Source organism: Flavobacterium sp. MFBS3-15, from assembly GCF_026107645.2.
Classification (GTDB): domain Bacteria; phylum Bacteroidota; class Bacteroidia; order Flavobacteriales; family Flavobacteriaceae; genus Flavobacterium.
Genome location: NZ_JAPCHV010000007.1, coordinates 138,784 through 164,990, shown reverse-complemented (window position 1 = coordinate 164,990; position 26,207 = coordinate 138,784). Strand labels below are relative to the sequence as shown.

The following is a 26,207-nucleotide window of genomic DNA, read 5'->3' as shown; positions in this document are numbered from 1 at the left end:
ATAATATGTGCTTCATCCAGTATGAATGTTCATATCTGGGACGTACAGCTGTCCCGACAGGACGCACCTATGGCTGTTGAAGAAAGGATTTAGCTTATTTTTGGTGGCAGGCGCAACGAATTAATTGCAGACTTAAAAGAGGTCTCGGTATAACCGAATTGCAGGGTTTCATGTATACTATCTGTAAACATAAGGTTAAACATATCTATAGGGACAAGTGCAAAGCCTATACCCGGGAATGGTGGGCAATGGCAGGAAGAATGCCCGCATTTACCATTACAGTCCTCGTGGTTTTGCCCACAGCGGGAAGTCTGTTTTTTTTGTTTGCAGCATCTTTCGTTACAGGCTTTAGCAGAAGTTCCTCTGTAATTTTCATTATTTGGATTATCGCAAGCAAATGAAACTTCCGGACTTATCAAAAAGCCGATTAGTAGTAGTAGCAATATATGAAACTTTCTTAATCTCATAGTTACAGAACTGGCTTCAAATAATTTATAAATTCTTTTCCAAAGAATCGTGACATTAAAACCATAAACATCAAAATTACAAAAGCTAATAGTATTTGTGTTGTAGAATTCTTTTAAATATATATATAATTTTTGGATTATGGCCCAGGACTGGCATTGTTTTAACTCATCCTGACAACATGCACAATCGCAGCAATATGGTTGGCCTTTAAAAATTACAGGATGATCGTACTTTTATATTATTAGAAAGCCAGCGGATAATGTGCCGCTGGCTTTCTGTATTAACAAAACTTATATTCAACCCCTGTTACCTGCGATAGCAGTGTTTTTGGGGCATCAAGCGCTACCGCGTTACCTTTAGGTATCGGCGTTACGGGGCTATTGGCTTTAAGGTAATCCGTTAAAGCGCTGTGCAGGGTATGGGCTGTATTCTTTGCTTCCTTTACGTTCTTCATACGGCAAAGCATGTCTTCAGGGTCCCCTTCCCTCTCGCACGCCAGCACGCTGTAGGTCCTTCCCGTCTCGAGCGGTCTGCCCGCTATTGTAACGCTTTGCACGCGCCTGCCTTCAGGCCCGAAAGCATTGAATGTGACCTCCATGCCTTTAAATTTCACTACCCACCCGCCAAAACGGTTCTCAGCTCTCTCAGCAAATACATTGTTAAGTTCTTTTTCCAGCCATTTAAGCAGTTGGGCTCCGGTTACCTTCCCGGTCCGCACCACACTGTCTACCGGCAGCATGTCAAATAAATAACCTTCTGTAATAGGTATGTTCCCTGTATGGTCGGGTGTAGCGTTGGGCGGGCAGAAGCGGAAACCGTTGGAAAGCACAATATCTACATGCTTGAATTTCCATTTCAACCCGTCCAGCACCAAGGTGTCTATTGGGTTTTCCACCACAAAGTAGCGGTAAAGCGGTATGGTACTGTAACCGATTATTTTATTGATAGTGTCCTTATAAGGCTTCTCCTTATCGGCTACGATTTTTGCCACAACAGGGTCGGGTTTTATTTTGTCGGCTGTAACTTCCAGCAGCTCGTAATTGTCACCTGTTACTTTCCCGTCTTCAACGGTGAGGTCGAGCTTGCCGATAAACGAACCGAATGCCCCCGGCTCCACGACCTTGGCATACTTGCACTCAATTGGCTTGCGTACACGTTCGTGCGTATCGCCTCCAAGGATATAGTTAACGCCGTTACACTCCTGCCTGTTGGCCAGTGCAATCTGCTGCGAAAGCCCCAGATGCGCAATTATGATGATGTACTGGCATTTCTCCTGGTTCTTAAGCACGTCCACATAGTGCGCCAGGTTTTCCTCAGGGGCTGTGTAGAGGATCCCCTTGCTGTAAATTGGCGACTGCCGCTTAGGTACCAGAAGGTCCGTATAGCCAAGGAAGCCTACCTTAATACCTGCTACATTCCAGATGTGGTAGGGCTGGAATATAAGTTGCCCTCTCCTGCCACTACCCAGGTCATGGTACATGTTGGTGCAGATCTTGGGGGCAGATAACGAACCCATCAGGTCCTGCATGTTCTTCTTGCCGTATACCACTTCCCAGTTGCCCGGCAGGTACAGGTCATAATCCATCGCATTCAGCACCGGTACAAAAGCCCTGCCGGAAGTTTCTACCGAAAGCTCACTACCCTGGAACATATCACCTGTGTCGAGGGTGAAGCTGTTCGGATTCTGCTCTCGCAGTGTTTTTAGCATTGCCGATACATTGGCGTAGCCGCCGGTCTTACGGAACACGATCTGCCCCTCTTCCCAGAAAAGCTCATCGTGCGGGTGCACCTGGCAATGCACATCGGTCGTCTGCAGTATAGATATTGTGTGCATTCCTTTAGTTTGAGCTGATGCCAAGCTAGTGCCGGTAGTGGCCTGTTTTTGTTCTGTTATATTAGCATAAGCCGAGAACGGTGCTGCCACGGTAATTCCCAAGCCTGCAAGCCCGAGCGACTTTAAAAAATCTCTTCGTTGTTTCATTACATTTCTTTTTAAAAATTACTTTTGATATACGACCATCCCTGCTCCTGCTTCAATACGATTTCCGCAATCCCCATTGGCACGGTAGATACTCCTCTCAATAGTTCTGATGGCTTAATCTGCTTTTGTTCCATCGTACTTTCGCAGGCCACAAATACTATTCCTTTAGCAGCAAGGCTTCCTATCTCTTTTGCTACAACAGAGCCCGTTGTGACAAAACTGATCCCGGGCCCGTGTGCCACCACTTCGGCTTCAAAAGTATCTCCCCAGCCCTCCACAAGGTGGGTAATGTTCCGGATAAGCCCTTTTTGCTCGTCTTCATTGGCTGTGGTCATCTGGAAAACCACTCTATGCTTTTCCTTCACCTGTTCCTGCCCGATCGCTTTTACCGAGCTTGCCAGGATAATCAATACTATTATAAACTTTTTCATGAATTAATTTGTTCGTTAATAAGCAATTATGATTGTTGCCAGTGACACGGCACTTATTATAAGCCATAATAATGTGCCTTGCAAAAACACTTTGGCCCCTACTGACCTGATCGTTTCAAGTGACAGCCTCGTACCGATAAGGAAAAGGGTAACAACCAGTATCTTTTTCGCTAAAAACGTCAGCAGACTATAGGCTTCTCCATACTGCGGAAATAGTGTACCCACCAGCATGGCTGCTATAAAGAGCAGGATAAAATACGGGATGGATATCTTATTTTTACTGCCCTTCATGATCGCTGCTGTGAACAGTGAGAGCGGGATGATCCATAAAGCCCTGCCCAGCTTAACTGTAGTGGCAACCTGCAGTGCTTCACTGCCGTAGGCCGATGCAGCCCCTACAACTGAACTGGTATCGTGTATGGCAATTGCGCTCCACAAGCCAAACTGGTACTGGCTCAGCCCCGCCAGGTGACCTACCGCCGGAAACAGCAGCAAAGCAAGCGCGTTCAGGGTAAATACGGTGCCTAATGCCACACTTATCTGCTTTTGGTCGGCTCCCGTTATGGGCGCGACAGCAGCTATAGCGCTGCCACCGCATATAGCCGTGCCCGAAGAGATAAGATACGAGGTTTTCGGGTCTACCTTCAGGAGCCTGCCTAACAGGTATCCTGCCGCAAGAACGAGAACTACTGTACCGATGGTAAATAACAGCCCCTCCTTACCTGCCTCAACGGCGCTGAAAAAATTCATCCCGAAGCCAAGCCCAACAATAGCTGCCTTCAGTAGCCATTTTACAGCCTTTGAACTTTGGGCAGCAAACGGGTTGCCGATAAATACAGCCAGGACTATTCCCATTGCCAACGCTAACGGTGCGCTGATAAAGGGTGTAAGGCAGAGCGCCAGGAGTATAAAGAATATTGGTTTTTTATATGTTTCCATTAGTAGCGAGATGTACAGTGCAGCGATACCCCGGCTATGAAACTGTCGGGGCATCGAATGCGCCTGAATACTATAAAGTTATAGTTTTGTATCCGTTTTCCTGTAGGCCGAAAATATAGAGCAGGCCGTTTTCTGTAACCTGTACAGTGCGCGGCAGGTCTGCTGCGGCAATATTGAACTTCTTCATTGAAATGCCACACGCCAATATAATCACTCCTTCTTTTTTGGCCCTGTCCATAAGCTCGCGTGTTGCTGCATCGCCTGCGACTTCTTTAACAATGGGGCCACACACCACTATCCGGAAGTCCAGGCCGGGATTGTCCTTTATAAGGGCTGCAGCTGTTTTGACCGAAGCTTGCAAATGCTCTGCATTTCGTACCAGCATGGCATATTTGCCATCTGCCTTTATAGCGTTTTCAACTTCGGCTACAGTCAGTTCCTGTGCGCTCAATTGGGCGGGAAACAGCGATGCCATCAGTGAAAGGAGTATTACAGTTAGTTTTTTCATGATCTTGTTTTTTTAAATGATTTACTGATAATATAGCTTTGAGGGTCATTGATTATAAAGAACAGCAGCCCGCCAAAGAGTGCCACATTCTTCCACAGCGTTCCATGGAAAATGCCGTTGCCCATCTGGATCGTTATCGTTATGGGGATAAGCAGCAGCAATAATGCTAAAGCAGAATAGCGTACGAATATTCCGGCAAGGAAGTTAATGCCACAGGCAAGCAGCGCGTAGCCGGAAAGTAAACCAAGAATGTAAGGGTCGCCAAAGAATACGGCGAATCCGCTGAATGCAGCCTTGTTGATCCGGCCTGCAACCTGGTCAGGGTGCATAATATGTGAAACGCCTGCCAGTATAAATATACCACTGAGGGCAATCCTGAATAATAGTACAGAAAAGCCGTTTACGTTAATGTCTTTGTTCATGTAAACTGATTAAATTAGAAATAAGGTATCGGATGAAGAAGCCTATTTCATCAAATCAGTAAAGTGCGGTACAAAAGGTAAGAGGATATCTTTTCCTTAACCAAAAGGAAAAAAGGTGTTGTTGGAATCGTCTTTTTACCCTCCAGGATAGCAGCAGAAGGAAAAGCACTAAAGCTGAAACGAAACCCGGCAGCTTTTTCCGCTTTACGCTCTGTAGCGTCTGCAACAAAAGCATGGCATTGCAGTTTTACACTAACTGTACCATTTTTTTGTGGTGCCTCAACACCGGCAAAGTCGGCATACATCTTCTTAATGCTGCACGGTGTCGCAATAAGCACTGTGAGCAGTAAAATAAGTATTTGTATGTATTTAACCGGTAGCCTCATTTAACAGCAGGATTTCAGATTTCAAAGTAAATAATAATTACGCTTTCCCTTTGTAACAAATGTTACACTTCCTGAAATTTAACATTTTCGAGGTAGTTGTGTAACAAATGATACTGACTGGCTTTTGCTGAAGCCGTTATTTTGCATTTCATTTTTAAAATAATAATAAGTATGAGCTGGATTTATGAACCATGGCCCTGGTATGTTGCCGGGCCGCTTATTGCAGCAACCATGGCTGCACTTTTGTTTGCCGGGAAGAATTTCGGCATGTCCTCTAACCTTCGGACCGTTTGCTCCGCTCTGGGCGCAGGCAAAAACTGTGACTTCTTCTGCTTTGACTGGCGCGGGCAGGGCTGGAACCTTATGGTTATGGCGGGAGCCGTTATAGGAGGTTTCATTGCCATGCATTTTCTTTCAGATAATCCTGTGCCGTCTATTAACCCTGATGTTATAGCGCAGCTTAAAGGACAGGGGTTTGAAAGCGCAGGCAGCAGCTATCTCCCTACAGAGCTTTTTGGTAACGAAGTTTTTTCATCTTTTAAGGGTATAGCATTATTGCTTGTGGGCGGTTTTCTGGTTGGTTTTGGGGCCCGTTATGCAGGGGGCTGTACTTCAGGCCATGCCATATCAGGACTTAGCAACCTGCAGTTACCATCTCTTATCGCCGTTATAGGATTTTTTATAGGGGGGCTTGTCATGGTACACCTTCTGTTCCCTTTCCTGTTCTAGGCCATGCGAATACTTGCATTTTTATTTGTTTCATTTATAACAGCTCAGGCACAGGAAAAAAGCCTGTTGCATTACTTTAAGGGAGGTAAAGCCGAAGGGCACATCCGCAATTACTTTATGGAAACAAATAACCATAACCTGAAAAATTACCATGCCAATGCCACCGGAGGGCTAATAGGTTATACTACCAAAGAATTTAAAGGTTTTACGGCTGGCGTTTCCGGGGTTTTTACATTTAAGACCTTTGGTGCCAACCTTGATGCTACGGATCCCATTACCGGGAAGTCGTCTAAATGGGAACGTGAATTGTTTGACCTTAACAAACCCGATAACTTTTATGACCTGGACCGTATGGAGGAACTCTTTTTGAAATACCGCTACAAAAATTCGTACATCGCTGTGGGAAAAATACCTCTTGAATTCCATCCCCTTATCAACAAAAGCGACGGGCGTATGAAAGGCTTTGCCTTTCAGGGTATCAACAGCCACATAACCGTGGATTCAACATTAACTGTGAACATGACAGTTTTAAACGGCGTGTCACCCCGCAGTATGACAGAATGGTTTAAGTTTGACGAGGCCATCGGACTCGTAAGCAATGGGTATGCAACCGATGGGACAAAGGCCGATTATCAGCATTACGTCAGTACCAATGCGGTTGCGTTTGCGGGAATACATAAAACAGCAGGGAACTTTATCCTCAACCTTTGGGATACCCATATTGATAAACTATTAAATACTGCCTGGGCAGAGGCAGTATATCACGGTAAATTTTTATCGGCGGGCATTCAGTACTCTTACCAGGTGCATTATGGTGCACAAGAGGATATTCCCGTTGCCAACCGCTACCTGCAGCCAGGTGAAAACGGACAGGTAACCAGCGTAATGGTGGGGTATAACTATTTTGGTTTCCAATCCTCTGTAGCCTACACCAGAGCCTTTGCTACAGGGCGGTACCTGTTTCCTAAGGAACTAGGGCGCGACCAGTTTTATACCTCTATGCCTCGAAGCCGTATTGAGGGATTTGGCAATGCTGATGTGGTAAAGATAAGCCTTCAATACTCGTTTAGCGGAAGCGGGCTGAGTGCCGGTATTGATGCCACTGCTGTTGATGGCCCGGGAGCGGCGAATTATGCGTTCAATAAATATGGACTCGATGATTATTACCAGGTAAACAGCAGGCTGCATTATAGTTTTAAAGGTTTTGTAGAAGGGCTGGATATTGATCTACTCTATGTGTGGCGTGAAAACAAGCACCTTCACACCCCAACTGCGGTGTTTAATCTAAGTGATTACAGCCAACTGAATATAATAAGCAACTTTAATTTTTAATTACTACTAAAATGAAGAATTTACTTTTTTTACTTATAGGTACCTTTTTCGGTATCGTGATGTTCAAGTCGGAGGCAGCATCGTGGTTCCGCATCTATGAAATGTTTCAGTTTAAATCGTTTCATATGTATGGCATCATTGGATCTGCCCTTGTGCTGGGGCTTATAATTGTCCAGGTGATAAAGCGCCGGGAGTTAAACCATATTGGCGGAAGCGCGATCGAGTTTGTCCCAAAGGAAAGGAGCTTTTCCCGCTATATGTATGGCGGTATCCTCTTTGGTCTCGGCTGGGCCTTGGCAGGGGCTTGCCCGGGACCTATGTTTACATTGCTGGGTGCAGGGTTTCTCCCTATACTAATCGTAATTGCGGGAGCTCTGGCCGGTACATGGGCGTACGGGCTTTTAAGGAACAAACTGCCCCATTAATTTGTATATTTACAATAACACCAATTCAATTTTCGATGAAAGAAAATCTTACAGAAGCATACGGTTCAGTTTTTGAATCCCAGTTAATAAATGAGATTGCAGGTGTAGCGGTTTTTATGGACTTTAATGAAGGGGATCAACTTATAGAGATTGGCCAATACATCCGGCAGATGCCCTTGCTTATTAACGGCGCAATTAAAATTTTGCGCGAAGACAAGGTTGAAGGTGAATTACTGCTTTACTTTCTTGAAAAAGGGGATACCTGTGCCATGACCCTTGCCTGTTGCCTTGGTGATACCAAGAGCGAGATACGCGCCATTGCTGAGACAAAAGGCAGCGTGGCCATGATACCTATTGGCAAAATGGAAGAATGGCTGGGCAAGTACAAAAGCTGGAGGAATTTTGTTTTTTCAAGCTATAATAAAAGGCTGAGCGAGATGCTGAGCGCTATTGACAACCTCGCCTTTATGAAGATGGACGAGCGGCTTTTAAGCTATCTGAAGGAAAAGGGGAAAGTGACCAGGTCTTCTGTAATATCAAATACGCACCAGGAGATAGCCTACGAGCTCAATACGTCGCGTGTTGTGATCTCAAGGCTGCTTAAATCATTTGAAAACGATGGTGTTATTAAATTAAATCGCAATACGATAGAACTTTTAAAATAAAAGTGCCTCTGTAACATTTGTTACTGTACAGCCCCGGTATACGCTATAATTTAGCCTGATATAAATTTTAGAAAGAAGCTTATGGATCTTACAATTATAACAGGCTATTTTCTTGCCTTATTGGTAGGAGTTTCATTGGGACTTATAGGCAGTGGCGGCTCTATCCTTACCGTACCTATTTTAGTATATATTTTGGGCTTTGATGCCGTGACCGCCACAGGCTATTCTTTATTTGTGGTGGGGGGCACGGCTCTTGTGGGGGGTGTCCGGAACGCCCTGCAACGCAATGTCAACGTCAGCATTGTACTCCTGTTTGGCATCCCTTCCCTTCTAGCGGCGTACCTGGTTCGTGCGTTTGCTATACCTGCGGTACCTCACACTATTATTGATATTGGCGGGCTTCCGCTCACCAAGCCCTTGCTCTTAATGATCGTATTTGCCATAGTAATGCTTATAGCAGCTGTAAAAATGATTCGATCAGCACCTGTCACTGAAGCAGCCGCCGGTATCTCAAAAAGCAAACTAATAGCCAGTGGCACTGCTACCGGAATACTTGCCGGGGCAGTGGGTGCAGGCGGAGGCTTCCTGATAATACCGGCTTTAGTTTTCCTTGCCGGGATGCCGATGAAAAAAGCAGTAGGCACTTCGCTCTTCATCATTGCCATACAGTCACTGGCAGGATTTGCCGGAGATGCTGTCGGAAAGGAAATTGAGTGGGCCTTCCTCCTTCCATTTACCGGCCTTGCCATTGCAGGTATTATTATTGGTTCATATCTATCCAGGAAGATTGATGGCGCGAAGCTTAAAACAGGCTTTGGCTACTTCGTATTGCTAATGGGAGCCTACATTCTTGTTAAAGAACTTTTTATTTAAAAAATCCTTGTGTAACTTTTGTTACTGCCGGCCTAAATAAGCCCTATTAACTTTGTATAATAAATAAATCAATAATCATTATAAAATTTTAAAATATAAATTATGTATTTCCAACATGTATATGACAAGACACTGGCACAAGCCAGCTACTTTATCGGCTGCCAGGCAAAAGGAGAAGCAATTGTAATTGATGCTAAAAGGGATATTGACACCTACCTTGAAATTGCTAAGCAAAACAACATGAAAATTACCCATATTGCCGAAACGCACATCCATGCCGACTTCCTGGCAGGCTCAAGGGAACTTGCTGCCGTTACCGGAGCAAAAATGTATCTTTCTGATGAAGGTGGCGAAGGCTGGCAATACGAGTTTGACCATGTGGGCCTTAAGCATAGAGACAAAATAAACGTAGGTAACCTAACCCTTGAAGTATTGCACACGCCGGGACATACACCTGAAAGTATCAGTTTTTTACTTACCGACCACCCGGCAACAGACAAGCCTGTAATGGTTTTTACCGGCGATTTTGTGTTCGTCGGCGATATAGGCCGGCCGGATCTTTTAGAAAAAGCGGCAGGCTTTACCGGTACTCAGGAAATAGGAGCCAGGCAAATGTATGAATCTATTCAGCGGTTTGCAGAGTTGCCTGATTATGTACAGGTATGGCCGGGACACGGAGCCGGGTCAGCATGCGGGAAAGCGCTCGGCGCTGTACCAAGCTCAACAGTAGGTTATGAGATGATAAGGAACTGGGCATTCCAATACAAAAATGATGAGCAGGGCTTTGTGGATTACCTGCTGGATGGGCAGCCTGAGCCGCCGAAATATTTTGCCATGATGAAGCACCTTAACAAGGTGGACCGTCCTTTGCTTACTGAAGTGCCAAAACACCGCAAACTTAACAAAGAAGAGTTTACTGAAGCTTACAATAACGGCATTAAAGTAATCGATACCCGGAATAAGTTTGACTTTGCTAAACATCATATTCCTAACTCCATAAACATACAGGGCAATAACTCCTTTGCGACCTGGTGTGGATGGATACTTAACTATGACGAACAGTTTATACTTGTAGCTGATGAAGCACAGATAGAAGACCTTACCCGAAAGCTGATGCGGATAGGCCTCGACAACATCATAGGCTATGTGGATGATATTACATCACTTGGGATACAAACGGAAAGCAATGAGATAATTGATATCGAAGAATTTAGGTCCTATATCGATAAAGTAGATGTACAGATTGTTGATGTGCGAGGGGAAAGCGAATACAAAGCAGGACACGTTAAAGGAGCTGACAATGTTTTTGTAGGCACCCTTGAAAAGAACCTCAATAAAATTGATAAAAACAAAGAGGTAGTGATACACTGCCAGAGCGGAGACAGGTCGGCCATAGCACAATCGCTGCTTGCAAAAAATGGCATTATAGTTAAAAACTATTCTGCCGGCATGACAGAGTGGAACGAAAAAGGTAATGAATTGGTAAAAGGATAATGAGATATGAAAAATATAACACAACAAGAGTGGGAAGAAAAAGTTGCTGCAGATAAAAATGCGGTAATACTGGATGTACGCACAGAGCAGGAATGTATGCAAGGTATGCTGGCAAACGCACAATGCCTTGATATTTTTGCTAGAGACAGGTTTGTTGCAGGCCTTGAAAAGATGGATAAAAGCAAAAGCTACTACGTGTATTGCCGCAGCGGCCAAAGGAGTGCCAGTGCCTGCCAGGTAATGGACCAAATGGGCTTTGCCAACACTTATAGCCTTATAGGAGGAATCTCAGCATGGAAAGGAGAAATTGTAAAATGATGAACAATCGGATATTTAGTAACTGGAGTTTGATAAGGGCAGTACGCCTGCTGATAGGGCTGGCCCTTTTGTACCAGGCTTTCTTATCAGGCTCCTTCATGCTAATTGTCTTAGCTTTAGTAGCATGCATTTTACCAATAATTAACGTCGGGTGCGGTACGGGTGCATGTGCAACACATAACAATAAAAAGATTGAACGATGAAAAAGGTATTTTTATTAATCCTGTGCCCATTTTTGTTTTTAAGCTGTAAAGGCCAGGAATCTGATAAGATAAAGAAAATTACGGCAGAGGAACTTGGTACTGCGTTGAAAGATACTGTTCAACTAATTGATGTAAGGACTCCTGCAGAATTTAAGCAGGGACATATTGAAGGTGCTATGAATATTGATGTGAACAGTGCAGATTTTGAAAAAAACATTCAGTGGCTTGACAAGGACAAACCGGTTTACATTTACTGTAGGAGCGGCCAGAGAAGCTACACTGCTGCCAAGAGGATGGAAAAAGCAGGTTTTAAAGTACTTTATGATGTAAAGGGAGGCATCCTTAGTTGGAATGGCTATCTATTATCAAATCAACGATAATATCATACCTCATTAAAGAATTCACATGTCTAATACTTATGGACCGAATAAAGCCTCGGGCTTACATATCAAAATTTAATTATACTACACAATACCTTAAGTGTAAACATTAGAGAATTAGGTAGTAGTATTAGAATATATCCAATTATTTATCTATAATTAATTATCTTTGTATAAAATTAGCGTTCTTACAGTCTGGTCATTAGCTTCTGCTACCAAATTATATTCTGTGGCAAAATCGTGGCAATTTTATTTCACGAATTTGCTATTGCAGTAATGATGCGGGTTTCGGCCTATAGGTTCAAATCCTGCTCTCTCCACAAACAAAACCTGCAAATCACCTGCAGGTTTTTTTGTTTCATGTACTCCGTAAGAATTTATGGATTTTGATCCAAACGCTTTAAAATAAGCGACCGCAGCCGTGCTTCATGGGTATCTCCCCAATTACCGATGGCTGCAATTACAGGAATCAGCGTCTTTCCAAAATCCGTCAAGCTGTATTCAACCCTGGGAGGCACGACAGGATAAATGACCTTTGAAACAAGCTCATGTTCTTCTAATTCTTTCAGCTGGATGTTTAAGACCCTGCGTGAAGCATCCGGTATTTTACGCTGCAATTCACTCGGGCGCTTGTGTCCCTGGTCAATAAACCAAAGCAGGCGAATTTTCCATTTTCCGTACAGCACTTCACCAATAAGGTCAAGGCCGCAATTTAGGTTCGGTATTGTTTTTCTCTCATACATATAACAAAAGTAATCCTATGTCCCTAGATGTACAATAGGGGAAAAATTTATCCCTATATGAATCGTAACTCCGTACTTGTGAGTAAGTAACATACTTCAGAGATTTGTACAAAGAAAATCAAAACACAGTATACGATGGATTATCAAAATGAATTATCAGGCAGGATCGCCCTGGTGACAGGAGGTACTAAAGGAGCCGGAAAGGCTATCGCAGAAAGGCTGCTGCAAGCGGGCGCAACGGTTATCATTACTGCAAGGAACGCACCCGAAGAAGAAAACGGCAACCTGCATTTCATCGCTGCGGATTTAAGTACGGCAGCGGGAGCAGAGAAAGTGGCCGGCGAAGTGCTGTCAACTTATGGGCGTCTGGACATCCTTGTGAACAACCTGGGCTCTTCAACCACACCCGCAGGTGGCTTTGCCGCATTGACTGATGAAGACTGGGTATCGACCCTGCAGGCAAACCTGCTCGCTCCTGTGCGGCTGGACAGGGAATTTTTACCCCAAATGATAGGTAGAAAAAGTGGTGTCATCATCCATATCGCCTCAATCCAGGGCAAGCTTCCGCTGTATGATTCGACCCTGCCTTATGCCGCTGCAAAGGCGGGATTGAGAAACTACAGTAAAAGTTTATCGAATGAAGTTACGCCAAAAGGGGTTCGAGTGCTTACCGTCTCGCCGGGATGGATTAATACAGGAGCGTCAAAAGCCTGGTTAGGAGAGATTGCAAGAAACGCGAACAGTACGGTAGAAGAAGCGATGCAAAATGTGATGGACGCATTGGGCGGGATACCCTATGGCAGGCCTGCGCAACCGGAAGAAGTAGCTGAATTAGTTGGTTTTCTGGTTTCACCAAGGGCCAACTATTTAACAGGATCTGAATTTGTAATTGACGGCGGTACAGTACCGACCATTTAATAATCTTAAAAATAATAACATGAACTTACCAAAAGTATTAACAGACCTGGTTGATGCACAAAACAGTTTCGACAGCATTGCCTACGCTAATTGTTTTTCTGAAACAGCCGTAGTTTTTGACGAAGGCAAAAAGCATAATGGAAGACTGGAAATCCAGGATTGGATTCAAGAGTCAAATGAGAAATACAAATCAGTGATGAAACCTCTTGAATATACCGAAAATGGATCATCGGGAGTTTTATCGGCAGAGTGTTCAGGTACATTTCCGGGAAGCCCGATTACGTTAAAATTTCATTTTGACATTATCGGTGGGGAAATTCAGCAATTAAAGGTGACTGAATAAAAAACTAAATTACCGATGGTGATTAAGTAAAGCTTCTATGAGCATACTCTGAAACATAAAAAAACATCCTATACCTGAATCCCGCTCTCCCACATAAACAAAACCTGCAAATCACTTGCAGGTTTTGTTTATTTAAGGGTTTTTACATAATAAGCCGTACTCCTCCCAGCTCTGATACCCTGTACGAAAACTTATCTCCGGGTGACCCTATAAACATAAAATTCTTAGGGATATTCCATTCCCTTGAAAGGTCATCAATAAGCGCCGGGCCGAATTCGCCGGTTATTTCTATAAACTCAATGTGAATTTCAGGATAGGCCCTGTCCAGCACCTCAAGGTCCTTTTTCAGCTCTTCATTGCTGTGCCCGTCCCGGTGGACATTTACTATCTTCAGCTTCTTAGTGGCCTCATTGTTCTGTACGTATTGCATTACCTTGTTTAAGATGGCTACATTGTCGCCTTTGGTAAAAAACACGAACTCCTGTGAATGTATCTTGTGGTGCAGTTTGCGCAAATAACGGTTGCCTTTTACGGCAAAGGTCCGTATAGGCTTATAAAGATACTCCAGTATACCAAGGCTTGCCTGGATAAGAAATGACCGGCTTAGCATTATCAGCACAAACAGCAACGCGGGCGCAAGATATTTGAGGAAGGTATGGAATGCCTCTTCATTCAGCATTACGTTGCCCACAAAGCCGGTAACTATAAACCCTATTGCAATGACCACCACAAAGCCGTTTGCTTTTTCGGGCCTCGGGAGCCTCCTGCGCTTCAGTTTCAACAGAAGGTTACCAATTCCGAAAAGCGCCATTACCGCAAGAAATGAAAAAGTATATACCCCTGCAAGAGATTCCAACTCCCCTCCCGTCACCAACAGCACCGATATGCACAGCAGCAGGAATACAATTATGATCCTGTAGCTGGAGCCTTTTTTATTTTCCTTTAAAAAATAGTTGGGCAGGATCCTGTCCAGGGTCATGCGCTTCAGTAACCCGCATACCCCCACAAATGACGTAAGCACCGCACCGCACAGGACCAGCACCGCATCTACCGCCACCAGCCATGCAAGCCATGCCCCGCCAGTAACATTGCCCATATAAGACAGCAGCGATTCCCGGTGCTCACCCAGTTCTACAAAAGGTATGATCGCTATAAGGAGCAGGGCTATGACAGGATTAAAAAAGCTTACGATAACCCACATATTACGAAGGGTTTTGCGAAATACTCCCGGCTGCTGCTCTTCTACAAAATTGGCAGAGCTTTCAAATCCTGAAATGCCCAGCATCGCTACCGAGAATCCCAAGAAAAGGGTGTACACTATGCCTTTAGGATTCACCGGCATATCCCAATTGAGATGAAAGGTGTCAAATCCGTGGGAAAACACAAAATATAATGATGCCCCCACCAATAAGACAAGGGACAGCAGGTGGATGGCAAAAATGACCACCGCGACTATGGCAGATTCACCAATCCCTATAATAGCCAATATTGTAAAAAGGACAAGGACTACCACTGTTGCCACAAGCACAGGGAGGCCATGAAAAATCGCATGCAGGTAATGCATTGCCTCACTTGCCGAGATCACAGCGGTGGCCATATACGAAAGCACCGTAAGGATCGCTGCCACCGATGCAATTTTCTTACTGGATGTATTTAATAATACGTTATATGCCCCGCCGTTAAGGGGGAGCGCTCCAACCACTTCACCATATATCCTTCGAAAAAGATAGAGCACAAAGGCAACAATAAGCAGCGATATCCAGGCGTATTGCCCTGCAAATCCTATGGTAAGCGCCGACACATATAAACACGAGGAGGTGATGTCATTGCCGCATATGGCTGTAGCTTTCAATTCATTAAGCTTGTGTGCAGGGGAATCTTTCATAGGATTGTTTGAGGTGATGTATCGCTAATTTAAGGCTAATTAAAGGAATATGAAAGGTAAATTGATAAAAGAAACCATATGTTAATCTTATGTTACCGCAAGCTGTCAGGAATTATATAACCTTATGTTTTTGTAAATTAGGGTTTTAAAAATTAAAACATGGAAAATTATAAAAAAATGCCTGCTATGCTTGCAGTATCTTTTATAGTGATGTACACTGTAATGTTTTTGAATGTTGACGAGGCCGGCCACATATACCTTAGCATAACGCGATTCTATATGGCTTTATTGATGGTCGCCCCTATGGCTGTATTGATGCTGCTCTTCATGCCCATGATGTATAAGAACCGTAAAATGAACATCCTCATCACCGTACTTTCGGCAAGCATATTTTCACTTTCACTATATTGCCTTCGGGAGCAGGTTTTCATTTCAGACATTCAATACATGAAAGCCATGATACCACACCATTCCTCCGCAATACTCACAAGTAAAAATGCCGGCATCCGGGATGCCGAAGTAAAACAGCTCTCACTACAGATCATCGAGGCCCAGAAAAAGGAGATCAGGCAAATGCAGGCTATAATCGACCGACTGGAAAACGAAAAATAAGCCTTATGCCTTATTTTTGAATAACGTGGATGTATTATTTCTTAAAGATGTTCATCTCCTCATTATAAACCGGGCTCTTCACGCTCAAAAAATGCAGAACGCTGTGAAACACATGGTTTTGCGATACCGTTTTTAATGGCTTTAGCTGCCCTGAACCCTCCGGAACCCAAACAATGAATGGGATTTCATACTGTTCCTTTGGAGCAATGCTCATCGGCATGCCATGCATGTAAAGATTTTTTTCTCCAAGCGATTCCCCATGATCTGAAACAAAAATCATTGCACTGTCATATTCTTTCAGCTCTTGCAGGTTTTCAATGACCTTGTGCAAAATATAGTCGGTATAAACAATGGTATTATCATACGCATTCATAAGTGCATCATTGGTGCAGTTGGCAAGTTCGACACTATTGCACACAGGCTTGAAAGATTCAAACTGAGGCGGGTACTTTTTACTGTATGTAGGCCCGTGGCTGGTACTGGTATGCAGCACGACAAGTATCTTATCTTTTTTGCTTGCCATTATCTGTTCTTTCAGGCCGGCAAGAAGCACCTCATCATAGCTGCATCCGTCTCCGGTGCATATTGACCGTAAGGCTTCCCTGTCCTGATATTGCTTTATGTGAACCGGCGGCTCCCCCCAGTTTGTAGTTCTCCATATTACCTCAACATTATTCCTGTATAAGTAGTTGGGTAAAATTTCATACAGTTCGTCGGTAGCCGTATGTTCCAGTATGCATTTTACGCCGGCTGTTGTATACGTAGCGCACGAAGTGGCATCAAAGTGGGATATGCCGGGGGTTTTTGAAAGTAACGGGTTTGTATTTTTAGGATATCCATACAGTGAAAAATTTTGCCTCCTGGCCGATTCCCCAATAACCAAAACCATCACTGATTTCTTATGGTCTGTAATCGCAGCATCCGGCAATAAAATTTCTTTTTGGTTCTTTTTATACTTATGGACGTAAAAAAGCGATGTATTTACGGTATACGACCATGGCATCGCAAGGCCTCCAAGCCTTTTTGAGTTTTTGTCTATCCAAAGCCAGTTGCCCGCATTGAGGAAGACCAAAGCAACGATAAATGCCAAAGCGGCAAAAGTGGTGGCTAAAAACTTCTTTAGGGAAGTATTTATAACTTTGGTCCTTAGTACAAATACTGCGGGAATGATCCCTAAAAACACCACAAAAAGCACAAGCTTTGCAGAAAAAAAACTGCCCGACTCTTCTGTATTGGTATTCAAAACATTACCAATCATACTCTCATCGATTATAACGCCGTAGGTAGCAACAAAATAAAATGCAAGGGAACTGGCAACAAAAAAAAATGCCATAAGAGCCTTGCCAACCCGCCGTGATATAAAAAAAATAATATAGAATGCAAGTGCGTAGGCAACAGGCATCAGGATAATTAAGCTTAAGATCAAACCAATGCCGCTCCAGCTTTTATAATCGGCATTGGCAAAAACAAAAGCATAAAAAGGATAATGGAATAAAACGAAATTCAACAGGCCTGCCAATAAAACAAAATGTGCCGGGCCCAAACTGCGTTTTGCCGGAAGCCAATTAAAATGATTTCCTTTTACCTCTTTCATTGACCCTGAATTATTTTTAAGGCCAGCTGCTTTTAAAATAGTTTAACGAAAGCAAGCCCAAAGGTCCTGCCGTCATAACCCGGCATTAGAGCCGAGGTCCCTGATTTTGCCTGTTTGTCCCCAAATAAGGCCTTTGTTATAATGGGGTTGATCCAGTAGGCCGCCTTTGTGCTCAAAATGCCTATTCCCGCACCTGCAGCCACATCGGTAAGCCAGTGTTTGTTGTTATAAATCCTGAACAGGCCCGTACCTGTAGCGACGGCATAACCTGCAATTCCGTACCAGACCGATTCATGCTTGTATTCCTGCATAAGAAATTCTGCTCCGGCAAAAGCAGTTGCCGTGTGTCCCGATGGGAAAGAATTGTTTGCGCTTTTGTCAGGCCGTTCGATTTGAGTAATTGATTTTGCCGCCAGGGTTGTAAGTCCCATTATCGAATAGGATGTTGCCAAAATTACACTCCTGTCGCGTAGCGAATTTTTTGCTTTTATCCCAAGGGCATCAAGGGCGAAGACTGATGCTGCCGGAGCCCATTGGCTAAAGTCATCAATTGACGTTTTTTCATCAATATCCTCCTTTACCTCATCCCGCAACTGCGTATTAAAGCTTTTGAGCTGGTCGCTCTCAATGCCGATAACCCCATACCCGATAAGCACAGACGGTATGATAAGCTGCTTATAATGAAATTTCAGCGGAGCAGGCGATAACGTATCGGTTGCAATGCTGTCGTTCTCTGTAACCTGTTGTGCAAATGCACCGGTCATGCATACTAAAGAGCATAGAAATGCTAACTTTTTCATCTAATTTGTGGCTTTGTTTCTCTATTGTTTGGGTTAACCGCAACAGTCTTATATTTCGGTCAAATATAAAAGTAATTCCTGAAGTTAGGCCTATTCAGAATTGTATTGATCAATTTTATCCCTAAAGAAACAGCATGAAGCAATCCCGCTTAAATCCGCTGCAGGGTGGGGTATTTAAAAATGCCTCAGCCTTTCTGTCAATTCCCGCCGGTAGGTAATGCCTATCGGGATTGGATTGCCTTTTATCAGCACAAGGTCTTTCCTCACCTCATCCACCTTGTCGAGGGCGATGATGTACGATTTATGCGCCCTCATGAAATGTGTTGAAGGCAATAGTTTTTCCAGGTCATTGGTGGTAATGGTGGCCAGATAATTCCTTTTTTGCGTAATTATCTTTACATAATTGCCATAGCTTTGGGCATACAGTATCAGGCTTATGTCAATGTCAAGGATGTCGCTGTCTACCTTAACGGCAATGACACCCGATGCTTCCTCTTGCTGCCCGATGGTGCCTTCAGCAAATCCTTCAAGCTCGAAGAACCTTTCAACCGCCTTTAAAAAACGTGGATAGTAAATGGGCTTGAGCAGGTAATCCAGTACGCCATATTCATAGCTTTCCAGTGCAAATTCAGAATATGCGGTCGTAAGTATGGTCCGCGGTGGCTTCTCAAGCTTTTGCAGCAATTCCATGCCCGATAATCCGGGCATGTCAATATCCAGGAAAACAAGGTCGGGCCTGTTTTCCTGAAGGTATTCCAAAGCCTCCACGCCATTATAGCCTTCGTAAACAAGCTCCAGGGCCGGATTTTGCTTTATGTAGTTAGCCAGCACATAGTGTGCCGCCGGCTCATCGTCTATTATGATGCATTTTTTAACGGGCGGTTTCATACCTCTTCAGGTGTAATTGTAATTTCACGGTATAAACATCTGATTCAGTGATATCCAAAGAATAGTTGCTGCCATATTGCAATTTGAGGCGCTCAACCGTATTCCTGATGCCGATTTTTGTAGAAACCACTTCATCCTTTTTCTCCGGCAGCGAGTTGCGCACCATCATTTCCAGCTTTCCGTCGGTCACCGATATGTCAACATCCACAAAGCACTTCTCAATGGTACAGGTGCCGTGCTTAAAAGCATTTTCAATAAAGCAGATGAGCAGCATGGGCGGAATCTTGTAGGTATTATCCCTGTCAATCTCAGTATTCAAGCTAATGTTGCATCGGTAGCCCACACGCTCTTTCTCAAGCTCGATATAGCTGGTAATGAAGTTTATCTCGTCTTCGAGCGGAACGCACTGCCTTTCGTTGCTTTCCAACTGGTAGCGCATCAGCTGCGATACGTGCATGATGAGGCCCGGCGTACGGTCAGGGTACTGCAGGCTGATGCCGTAAAGCGTATTGAACGTATTGAAAAGGAAATGCGGGTTTAATTGTTCCTTAAGCGAACTGATCTGCACCTGGTTGTAGAGCAGCTTTTCCTGGTCGAGGTCTTTCCGCTGGCGGTAAAATTTAAGTATCATGTGCACTGAAAGGATGCATATAAGCGTAGCTACCAGTGTTGCCGCCTGGAAAATATAACTCTGCTGCTCGGATGACTTATACAGGAAGCAGTTTTTATAGATCCATAGGTTGGCCACCTGATACATGATTACCGAAAAAACGGCCGCAAGCGCAAGGCTCAGCAGGATGTACAGCAATGCTTTATGCTTTTTCAGCAATAAAGGCAGCAACAGGAAGCGGTTGAGCTGCGCATGCCCGTAAAGCATAAGAAAGTAGGCACATCCGGACCATATGCCCCGCCACGACTTGATGAGTATCCAGTCGTTAAGGCTGAAAAGTATAAATGAAAATGCGAGGATAAAAAATTCCTGCCACCATTTATTATCAATAACATTCCTGAAAAATTTGTTCATCACTTCATTTCTTACTGCAAAGTAAGCACTTATATATATAAATGCCCCAAATTGTATGACCAATTCAATTCATCATTAATTCAGGGGACTGCATTGAATGCCTAAGTAAATTTGCATCATAATTTTCCAGATCATCTACTTAAAACACAATTAATGCATTTAAAAAAAGTATCCCTGCTTTTATTGCTTGCCGCCATTTCGGGTTTTGGCCAGACAAAATTGTCGCTGCGTGACGCCATCGATACCGGTATGGCCAACTATGGCATGGTGAAGGCAAAGGGCAATTATGCAAAAGCAGCACAGGAAACCGTAAAACAGGCACGGAGGGATTACCTGCCCAACCTGAACCTTTCTGCACAGCAGGATTACGGAACCGTAAACGGGCAGAATGGGCCGCTTTATGGGTTTGGCGGGCTCGGGGTCGCTTCTTCAGGGCTTCCGTTGCCGGAACAAAACTGGAATGCCGCCTTTGGGGCGCTGTACCTGGTGAATATGAACTGGGATTTCTTCACCTTCGGGAGGATGAAGCAGCGCATCAGCATTGCCAAAGCCGATGCCGAACGCCAGCAGCTTGACTTTGAACAGGAACAGTTCCAACAAAAAGTACGGATTGCCGGGGCCTACCTCAACCTCCTTGCCAGCCAGCGCCTGGAACGCTCCCAAATCAAAAACCTGGACCGCTCGCAGGTAGTGCTCGACAATGCCACCATCAGGGTTAAGAACGGGCTTTTACCGGGAGTCGATTCCACATTGGCATCCGCCGAAGTTTCGAGGGCAAAAATTTCCCTGAACCAGATACGGGAACAGATAAAGATGCAAAACAACAGGCTTGCAGAACTCATGGGGGTTGATGTAGCCAATTTTATTGCCGATACCACCCTCGTTGCCCGTGTGCCTAAAGCCATCTTTACGGGGAGCAATCCGTCAGAAAGTGTGAACAACCCTGTCCGCCGCTTCTACAAAAGCCGCATCGACTACAGCAACAGCCAGCTGGGCCTATATAAAAGGGAATATTACCCAACCTTCAGCCTCTTTGGGGTGTATCAGGCAAGGGCTTCGGGCTTTAACAGCGATTACGCCTCGGACCAGAACTCCTTTACCCAAAATTACCTCGACGGCATCGACCCTACGCGGCAAAACTACCTCTTTGGGGTGGGCATGACCTGGAACCTTACGACGATAGCCCGTTCGTCTAAGAAAGTCAGCGCCCAAAAGCTTATTTCGCAGGGCCTTGAGGAAGAATATAAAGCCATAGACATACAGCTGAAAGCACAGGAGGATGCCGCCAATGCCCGACTGGATTTTGCAATGCAAAACTATAACGAAGCCCCGAAACAGGTAAGCGCCGCACAGCAGGCCTACAGGCAGCGCACCGCATTGTACAACAACGGGCTTACCAACCTTGTAGATGTAACTCAGGCACTATACACCCTGAACCGCGCCGAGACCGACCGCGACGTGATTTACACCAACGTATGGCAGGCCCTGCTGATGAAAGCCGCGGCAACAGGCGACTTCAACCTTTTTATGAACGAATTTTAATAACGCTACGTAATGAATCTAATACGTTTTGCACTTCGCAAACCTATATCCATACTGGTGCTTGTAGCCGGGCTGTTCTTTTTCGGCATCGGTGCGGTAAGGGACATAAAAGTGGACATCCTGCCCAAAATGAACCTTCCCGTTATCTACCTCGCGCACCCCTTTGGTGGCTACACACCCGACCAGATGGAGTCGTATTTCGCCAAAAACTACATCAACATCATGCTTTTTGCCAATGGTGTGAAGTCAATAGAAACCAAAAACATACAGGGCCTTACCCTGATGAAGGTTACCTACTACGAAGATACCAACATGGCACAGGCAGCAGCCGAGCTGAGCGCCCTTGCTAACAGGATACAGGCTGCTTTCCCACCGGGGTCGCAACCGCCGTTCGTCATCCGTTTTGATGCTTCCTCCTTACCCGTAGGGCAGCTGGTACTAAGCAGCAAAACCCGCAGCAATAACGAGCTCCAGGATTTGGCCAACGTGTATGTAAGGGCATCGTTTACCTCCATTCCCGGGCTGCTCTCCCCTCCCCCTTTCGGCGGAAGCCCAAGGACCATTGAGATCAATGTTGACCCGGCACAGCTGCGGGCGCACAACCTTACGCCCGACCAGATTGTTGAAGCAATAAAGATCAATAACCAGACAGCGCCGTCGGGCAATGTGAGGATAGGCGATAAAAACTACCTGACGCCAACCAACAACACCATAAAAGAGGTTAAGGATTTCGAAAAGATACCGCTGTTTAAAGGCGGTGTGCAAAACCTTTCGCTGGGCGATGTCGCCACTGTAAAAGACGGCGCCGACATTACCGCAGGATACGCCCTGGTAAACGGCAAGCGGTCGGTATATGTGAGCATTGCCAAAGCCGGGGATGCCTCGACCTGGGAAGTGGTGAAGAACCTGAAGGCCAACCTCTCCAAAATCCAGAGCACACTGCCCGAAGATGTAACGATATCCTATGAATTTGACCAGTCGGTATACGTGATCAACTCCGTAAAAAGCCTTGTTACCGAGGGCATCATAGGGGCGATACTTACCGGGCTCATGGTTATCCTGTTCCTCGGCGACCGCAGGGCTGCGCTCATCGTTATCCTGACCATCCCCATCTCCATCATATCGGGGGTACTGTTCCTCAAGCTGTTCGGGCAAACCATCAACCTGATGTCGCTGAGCGGGCTTGCGCTCGCCATCGGTATCCTTGTGGACGAGAGTACCGTAACCATTGAGAACATCCACCAGCACCTCGACATGGGCAAGCCCAAAGCCCTCGCCATCTGGGATGCCTGTAAGGAAATAGCACTGCCCAAACTATTGATATTGCTGTGTATCCTTGCGGTATTTGCACCGGCCTTCATCATGAAGGGCATACCGGGAGCGCTGTTCCTACCCTTGGCCATGGCCATAGGCTTCTCCATGGTGATATCGTTCCTGCTTTCGCAAACCTTTGTTCCCGTGATGGCCAACTGGCTGATGAAAGCCGGAAACCACGGAAACCATGGTACTGATAAAAAAGGCGAATTTTCTGAACGCGAAGATTATAACGATGATGGCAAAGTCAGCCGATTTGAACGCTTCCGCGCATCGTTCATGCGGATGATAGACAGGCTGATGCCGAAGCGGAAGTTTGTGGGCATTGCCTATTTGTTAGGGATTACTGCCATCGCCCTATTGCTGCTGAATGTTATAGGCCAGGATGTTTTCCCGAAGGTAAACTCCAGCCAGTTCCAGATGCGCATGCGCCTTGCCGACGGTACCCGCATAGAGCGCACCGAAGAAAAAGCACAAAGCGTACTGAAAGAGATGGAACAAATGGTAGGCAGGGAACATATAGGCATATCATCAGTATATGTGGGCACGCACCCATCTCTGTTCTCTGTTTCGCCTATATACATGTTCATGGCCGGGCCGCACGAAGCCGTATTCCAAATAGCGCTCAAGGATTTCCATACCGACATGGACACCTTTAAGGATGACCTGAGGGCAAGGATAAAGAAAAACGTTCCGGGCGTGACTGTATCGTTCGAGCCGATAGAGCTAACCGATAAAGTGCTGAGCCAGGGCTCGCCAACACCGGTTGAGATACGCATAGCTGGAAAAAACAAAAAGCTGAATGAAGAATATGCGAATAAGATTATAGCGCAGTTGAAGCAAAGAGAGTATTTCAGGGACGTACAAATTGCACAGCCCATCCACTACCCTGCCCTCAATATCAATATCGACAGGACAAGGGCGGCACAGCTGGGTGTAGACATGAACGACATTTCGCGTTCGCTTATCGCTTCCACCTCATCATCGCGCTATACAGAGAAAAACACATGGGTAGATGAAAAAGCCGGATTATCGTACAGCGTGCAGGTACAGGTGCCGCTGAACAAAATGACCACAAAACAGGACATTGAGGAAATCCCGTTGCTTAAAAATTCGGCGAGGCCGGTATTGGGCGATGTTGCGTCCATAACACTTTCCGAAACACACGGGCAAAACGATAACCTGGGAGCGATGCCTTACATATCGGTCACAGCCAATATTGACCACACCGACCTTGGGGAAGCCACTAAAGATGTAGGCAAAGTAATAAGCAGCCTGGGCGAGCTGCCAAGGGGATTGTTCATTGAGCCCATTGGCCTCAGCAAGGTACTCACCGAAACCATGTCGAGCCTGCAATCGGGGCTGTTGGTAGCTGTTGTGGTCATCTTCCTGATGCTCGCCGCTAACTTCCAGTCGTTCAGGGTATCGCTTGTGGTATTGACTACAGTGCCTGCGGTAGTACTGGGCGCGCTGCTGCTGCTTTTGGCAACAGGATCGACACTCAACCTGCAATCCTACATGGGCATCATCATGTCGGTCGGGGTATCTATCGCCAATGCGGTACTATTGGTTACCAATGCCGAACAGCTTCGGAAGGTAAATGGCAATGCATTGCAATCGGCAAGGGAGGCTGCTTCCCTCCGCCTCCGCCCCATCATCATGACATCGGTAGCCATGATTGCGGGTATGCTCCCCATGGCCATAGGGCACGGAGAAGCCGGTGAGCAAACCTCCCCATTGGGCCGTGCGGTGATAGGCGGGCTTTTGTTCTCCACCTTTGCCGTACTGGTCGTCCTGCCGCTTATTTTTGCGTGGGCCCAGGGCAAGGCAACGACACAATCGGTATCGCTTGACCCCGAAGACCCTGAAAGTAAATTTTATGAACCAACGACACAACACCAATAAAATGAAAAAGATACTTATACCATCGGCGCTCCTGCTGGCTGCGGTGCTCAACAGCTGCGGTGAAGAGAAAAAAGAAACGGCACCGGTAGAGACCGAACCGGTAATAGAAACCTTTGACCTGAAAAAAGAAAAACTGTCTTCGGAACTTAGCCTTCCGGCAGAATTATCGGGCTTTCGCCAGGTAGACCTGTACGCTAAAGTTTCCAGCTATGTAAAGGACCTTAAGGTCGACATAGGCTCACAGGTACAGGCAGGGCAATTGCTGATAGAGCTGGAAGCCCCCGAAATTAGCTCGCAACTTGCCGCGGCACAGTCGAGGCTGCATTCTGCGGAGGCAGTATATACGGCCAGCAACGCTACCTACAACCGCCTTTTGGAAACCAGCAAAGTGGAAGGCACCATCTCTAAAAACGACCTCGACATTGCGCTGGCCCGCAAAAGCTCTGATTATGCCCAACTGCAAGCCGCGAAGGCATCGGTAAGGGAGATACAGGTGAACCGGGGCTACCTGCAAATCCGTGCACCATTTACAGGCATTGTAACTGCGCGTAACGTGAACACCGGCGCTTATGTAGGGCCTGCCGGAAAGGGGTCTGACCTGCCGCTGCTTACCGTTCAGGACCAAAAGAAGCTCAGGCTCGCGGTATCGGTTCCCGAAGCTTATACGGGCTACCTGAAAAATGGAGATGAAATGAGCTTTACGGTACGCTCAAGGCCAAACGACAGCTTTAAAGCGAAAATACAGCGCATGTCGGGCGCGCTTGACCTTAGGCTGCGATCGGAACGTGTTGAAATGGATGTCATCAATAACGACGGCAGGCTCCTGCCCGGCATGGTGGCCGAAGTTAAAATACCGCTCAATGCAAAGGACAGCACTTTTGTAGTACCTAAATCGGCTGTAATCAATGGTGCTGAAGGCATATTCGTGATTCGTGTAAACGACGGCAAAGCACAGCGTGTAGAAGTAAAAAAAGGCCGCGAAACAGATGAGGACACAGAAATATTCGGTAACCTGGCCCCGAACGACAAACTGGTGAAGCAAGCCAGTGAAGAGCTTAGGGACGGCACTGTTATAAAAAGATAAT

Annotated in this window: 27 protein-coding genes; 14 read left to right on the top strand and 13 right to left on the bottom strand. The window is 45.6% G+C overall.

All coding sequences use genetic code 11. From position 1 onward, the window contains the following. Positions 1-226: 226 nt before the first annotated feature. The 7 genes from OGH69_RS08045 to OGH69_RS08015 form a co-directional block, all read right to left on the bottom strand. A complete protein-coding gene (locus OGH69_RS08045; protein ID WP_265173946.1) occupies positions 227-376 on the bottom strand; it encodes a hypothetical protein in 150 nt (49 codons plus the stop codon). Between the two features lie 372 nt (positions 377-748). Further along, positions 749-2,449, bottom strand: a complete 1,701-nt coding sequence (locus OGH69_RS08040; protein WP_265173945.1) for a bifunctional metallophosphatase/5'-nucleotidase — start codon at positions 2,447-2,449, stop codon at positions 749-751. An 11-nt stretch (positions 2,450-2,460) separates the two neighbouring features. After that, entirely contained in the window at positions 2,461-2,880 is a 420-nt protein-coding gene (locus tag OGH69_RS08035; RefSeq protein WP_265173944.1) for a DsrE family protein, read from the bottom strand. A gap of 15 nt (positions 2,881-2,895) precedes the next feature. Next, the gene (locus OGH69_RS08030) at positions 2,896-3,819 is read right to left on the bottom strand and encodes a YeiH family protein (protein ID WP_265173943.1); all 924 of its coding nucleotides are present in this window, start codon (positions 3,817-3,819) and stop codon (positions 2,896-2,898) included. Between the two features lie 70 nt (positions 3,820-3,889). Beyond that, entirely contained in the window at positions 3,890-4,327 is a 438-nt protein-coding gene (locus tag OGH69_RS08025) for a DsrE family protein (protein WP_265173942.1), read from the bottom strand. Then, complete coding sequence (locus tag OGH69_RS08020) at positions 4,324-4,749, bottom strand: DoxX family protein (protein WP_265173941.1); 426 nt, start codon at positions 4,747-4,749, stop codon at positions 4,324-4,326. The genes OGH69_RS08025 and OGH69_RS08020 overlap by 4 nt, the downstream gene beginning before the upstream one ends. Positions 4,750-4,799: 50 nt before the next feature. Further along, positions 4,800-5,135 carry a hypothetical protein gene (locus OGH69_RS08015; RefSeq protein ID WP_265173940.1) on the bottom strand — a complete coding sequence of 112 codons (336 nt, stop codon included), beginning with the start codon at positions 5,133-5,135 and terminating at the stop codon, positions 4,800-4,802. Positions 5,136-5,306: 171 nt separating this feature from the next. On the opposite strand from OGH69_RS08015, the gene OGH69_RS08010 reads away from it, so the two are divergent. The 8 genes from OGH69_RS08010 to OGH69_RS07975 all read left to right on the top strand — a co-directional run bounded on the left by OGH69_RS08010 (position 5,307) and on the right by OGH69_RS07975 (position 11,554). Then, on the top strand, positions 5,307-5,864 hold the full coding sequence (locus tag OGH69_RS08010) for a YeeE/YedE family protein (RefSeq protein WP_265173939.1): 558 nt from the start codon (positions 5,307-5,309) through the stop codon (positions 5,862-5,864). Positions 5,865-5,867: 3 nt separating this feature from the next. Continuing rightward, entirely contained in the window at positions 5,868-7,196 is a 1,329-nt protein-coding gene (locus OGH69_RS08005) for an OprD family outer membrane porin (protein ID WP_265173938.1), read from the top strand. 11 nt (positions 7,197-7,207) lie between these two features. Next, entirely contained in the window at positions 7,208-7,621 is a 414-nt protein-coding gene (locus tag OGH69_RS08000) for a YeeE/YedE family protein (RefSeq protein ID WP_265173937.1), read from the top strand. 35 nt (positions 7,622-7,656) lie between these two features. Then, positions 7,657-8,286: a Crp/Fnr family transcriptional regulator gene (locus tag OGH69_RS07995; protein WP_265173936.1), complete on the top strand. Its 630-nt coding sequence runs from the start codon at positions 7,657-7,659 to the stop codon at positions 8,284-8,286. A gap of 81 nt (positions 8,287-8,367) precedes the next feature. Then, positions 8,368-9,159: a sulfite exporter TauE/SafE family protein gene (locus tag OGH69_RS07990; protein WP_265173935.1), complete on the top strand. Its 792-nt coding sequence runs from the start codon at positions 8,368-8,370 to the stop codon at positions 9,157-9,159. Between the two features lie 102 nt (positions 9,160-9,261). Further along, complete coding sequence (locus OGH69_RS07985) at positions 9,262-10,653, top strand: MBL fold metallo-hydrolase (protein WP_265173934.1); 1,392 nt, start codon at positions 9,262-9,264, stop codon at positions 10,651-10,653. 6 nt (positions 10,654-10,659) lie between these two features. After that, positions 10,660-10,971, top strand: a complete 312-nt coding sequence (locus OGH69_RS07980; protein WP_265173933.1) for a rhodanese-like domain-containing protein — start codon at positions 10,660-10,662, stop codon at positions 10,969-10,971. Between the two features lie 199 nt (positions 10,972-11,170). Further along, positions 11,171-11,554, top strand: coding sequence for a rhodanese-like domain-containing protein (locus OGH69_RS07975; RefSeq protein WP_265173932.1), 384 nt, complete (start codon positions 11,171-11,173; stop codon positions 11,552-11,554). Positions 11,555-11,931: 377 nt separating this feature from the next. On the opposite strand, the gene OGH69_RS07970 is transcribed toward OGH69_RS07975, so the two are convergent. Then, on the bottom strand, positions 11,932-12,297 hold the full coding sequence (locus OGH69_RS07970) for a winged helix-turn-helix transcriptional regulator (protein ID WP_265173931.1): 366 nt from the start codon (positions 12,295-12,297) through the stop codon (positions 11,932-11,934). A 135-nt stretch (positions 12,298-12,432) separates the two neighbouring features. Here OGH69_RS07970 and OGH69_RS07965 point away from each other — a divergent pair, with 135 nt between their 5' ends. Both OGH69_RS07965 and OGH69_RS07960 read left to right on the top strand, forming a co-directional pair. Next, entirely contained in the window at positions 12,433-13,215 is a 783-nt protein-coding gene (locus OGH69_RS07965) for an SDR family oxidoreductase (RefSeq protein ID WP_265173930.1), read from the top strand. 19 nt (positions 13,216-13,234) lie between these two features. Further along, positions 13,235-13,558 carry a nuclear transport factor 2 family protein gene (locus OGH69_RS07960; protein WP_265173929.1) on the top strand — a complete coding sequence of 108 codons (324 nt, stop codon included), beginning with the start codon at positions 13,235-13,237 and terminating at the stop codon, positions 13,556-13,558. 142 nt (positions 13,559-13,700) lie between these two features. Here the strand turns inward: OGH69_RS07960 and OGH69_RS07955 are convergent, their stop codons facing one another. Continuing rightward, a complete protein-coding gene (locus tag OGH69_RS07955) occupies positions 13,701-15,443 on the bottom strand; it encodes an APC family permease (RefSeq protein WP_265173928.1) in 1,743 nt (580 codons plus the stop codon). A 159-nt stretch (positions 15,444-15,602) separates the two neighbouring features. Here OGH69_RS07955 and OGH69_RS07950 point away from each other — a divergent pair, with 159 nt between their 5' ends. Then, positions 15,603-16,055 carry a DUF305 domain-containing protein gene (locus OGH69_RS07950; protein ID WP_265173927.1) on the top strand — a complete coding sequence of 151 codons (453 nt, stop codon included), beginning with the start codon at positions 15,603-15,605 and terminating at the stop codon, positions 16,053-16,055. A gap of 34 nt (positions 16,056-16,089) precedes the next feature. On the opposite strand, the gene eptA is transcribed toward OGH69_RS07950, so the two are convergent. The 4 genes from eptA to OGH69_RS07930 all read right to left on the bottom strand — a co-directional run bounded on the left by eptA (position 16,090) and on the right by OGH69_RS07930 (position 20,361). Then, positions 16,090-17,649 carry a phosphoethanolamine--lipid A transferase EptA gene (gene eptA, locus OGH69_RS07945; protein WP_265173926.1) on the bottom strand — a complete coding sequence of 520 codons (1,560 nt, stop codon included), beginning with the start codon at positions 17,647-17,649 and terminating at the stop codon, positions 16,090-16,092. Positions 17,650-17,681: 32 nt separating this feature from the next. Continuing rightward, the gene (locus OGH69_RS07940; protein WP_265173925.1) at positions 17,682-18,449 is read right to left on the bottom strand and encodes a phosphatase PAP2 family protein; all 768 of its coding nucleotides are present in this window, start codon (positions 18,447-18,449) and stop codon (positions 17,682-17,684) included. A 174-nt stretch (positions 18,450-18,623) separates the two neighbouring features. Continuing rightward, positions 18,624-19,337, bottom strand: a complete 714-nt coding sequence (locus tag OGH69_RS07935) for a LytR/AlgR family response regulator transcription factor (RefSeq protein WP_265173924.1) — start codon at positions 19,335-19,337, stop codon at positions 18,624-18,626. After that, complete coding sequence (locus OGH69_RS07930; RefSeq protein ID WP_265173923.1) at positions 19,321-20,361, bottom strand: sensor histidine kinase; 1,041 nt, start codon at positions 20,359-20,361, stop codon at positions 19,321-19,323. The genes OGH69_RS07935 and OGH69_RS07930 overlap by 17 nt, the downstream gene beginning before the upstream one ends. Positions 20,362-20,514: 153 nt before the next feature. Between OGH69_RS07930 and OGH69_RS07925 the strand changes: the two genes are divergently transcribed. Genes OGH69_RS07925 through OGH69_RS07915 form a run of 3 tightly spaced genes read left to right on the top strand, consistent with a single transcriptional unit; the run spans position 20,515 to position 26,206 of the window. Beyond that, positions 20,515-21,903, top strand: a complete 1,389-nt coding sequence (locus tag OGH69_RS07925) for a TolC family protein (protein ID WP_265173922.1) — start codon at positions 20,515-20,517, stop codon at positions 21,901-21,903. A gap of 12 nt (positions 21,904-21,915) precedes the next feature. After that, positions 21,916-25,122: an efflux RND transporter permease subunit gene (locus OGH69_RS07920; protein ID WP_265173921.1), complete on the top strand. Its 3,207-nt coding sequence runs from the start codon at positions 21,916-21,918 to the stop codon at positions 25,120-25,122. A 1-nt stretch (position 25,123) separates the two neighbouring features. Continuing rightward, entirely contained in the window at positions 25,124-26,206 is a 1,083-nt protein-coding gene (locus tag OGH69_RS07915; protein ID WP_265173920.1) for an efflux RND transporter periplasmic adaptor subunit, read from the top strand. The last annotated feature ends 1 nt before the right edge of the window (position 26,207 follow it).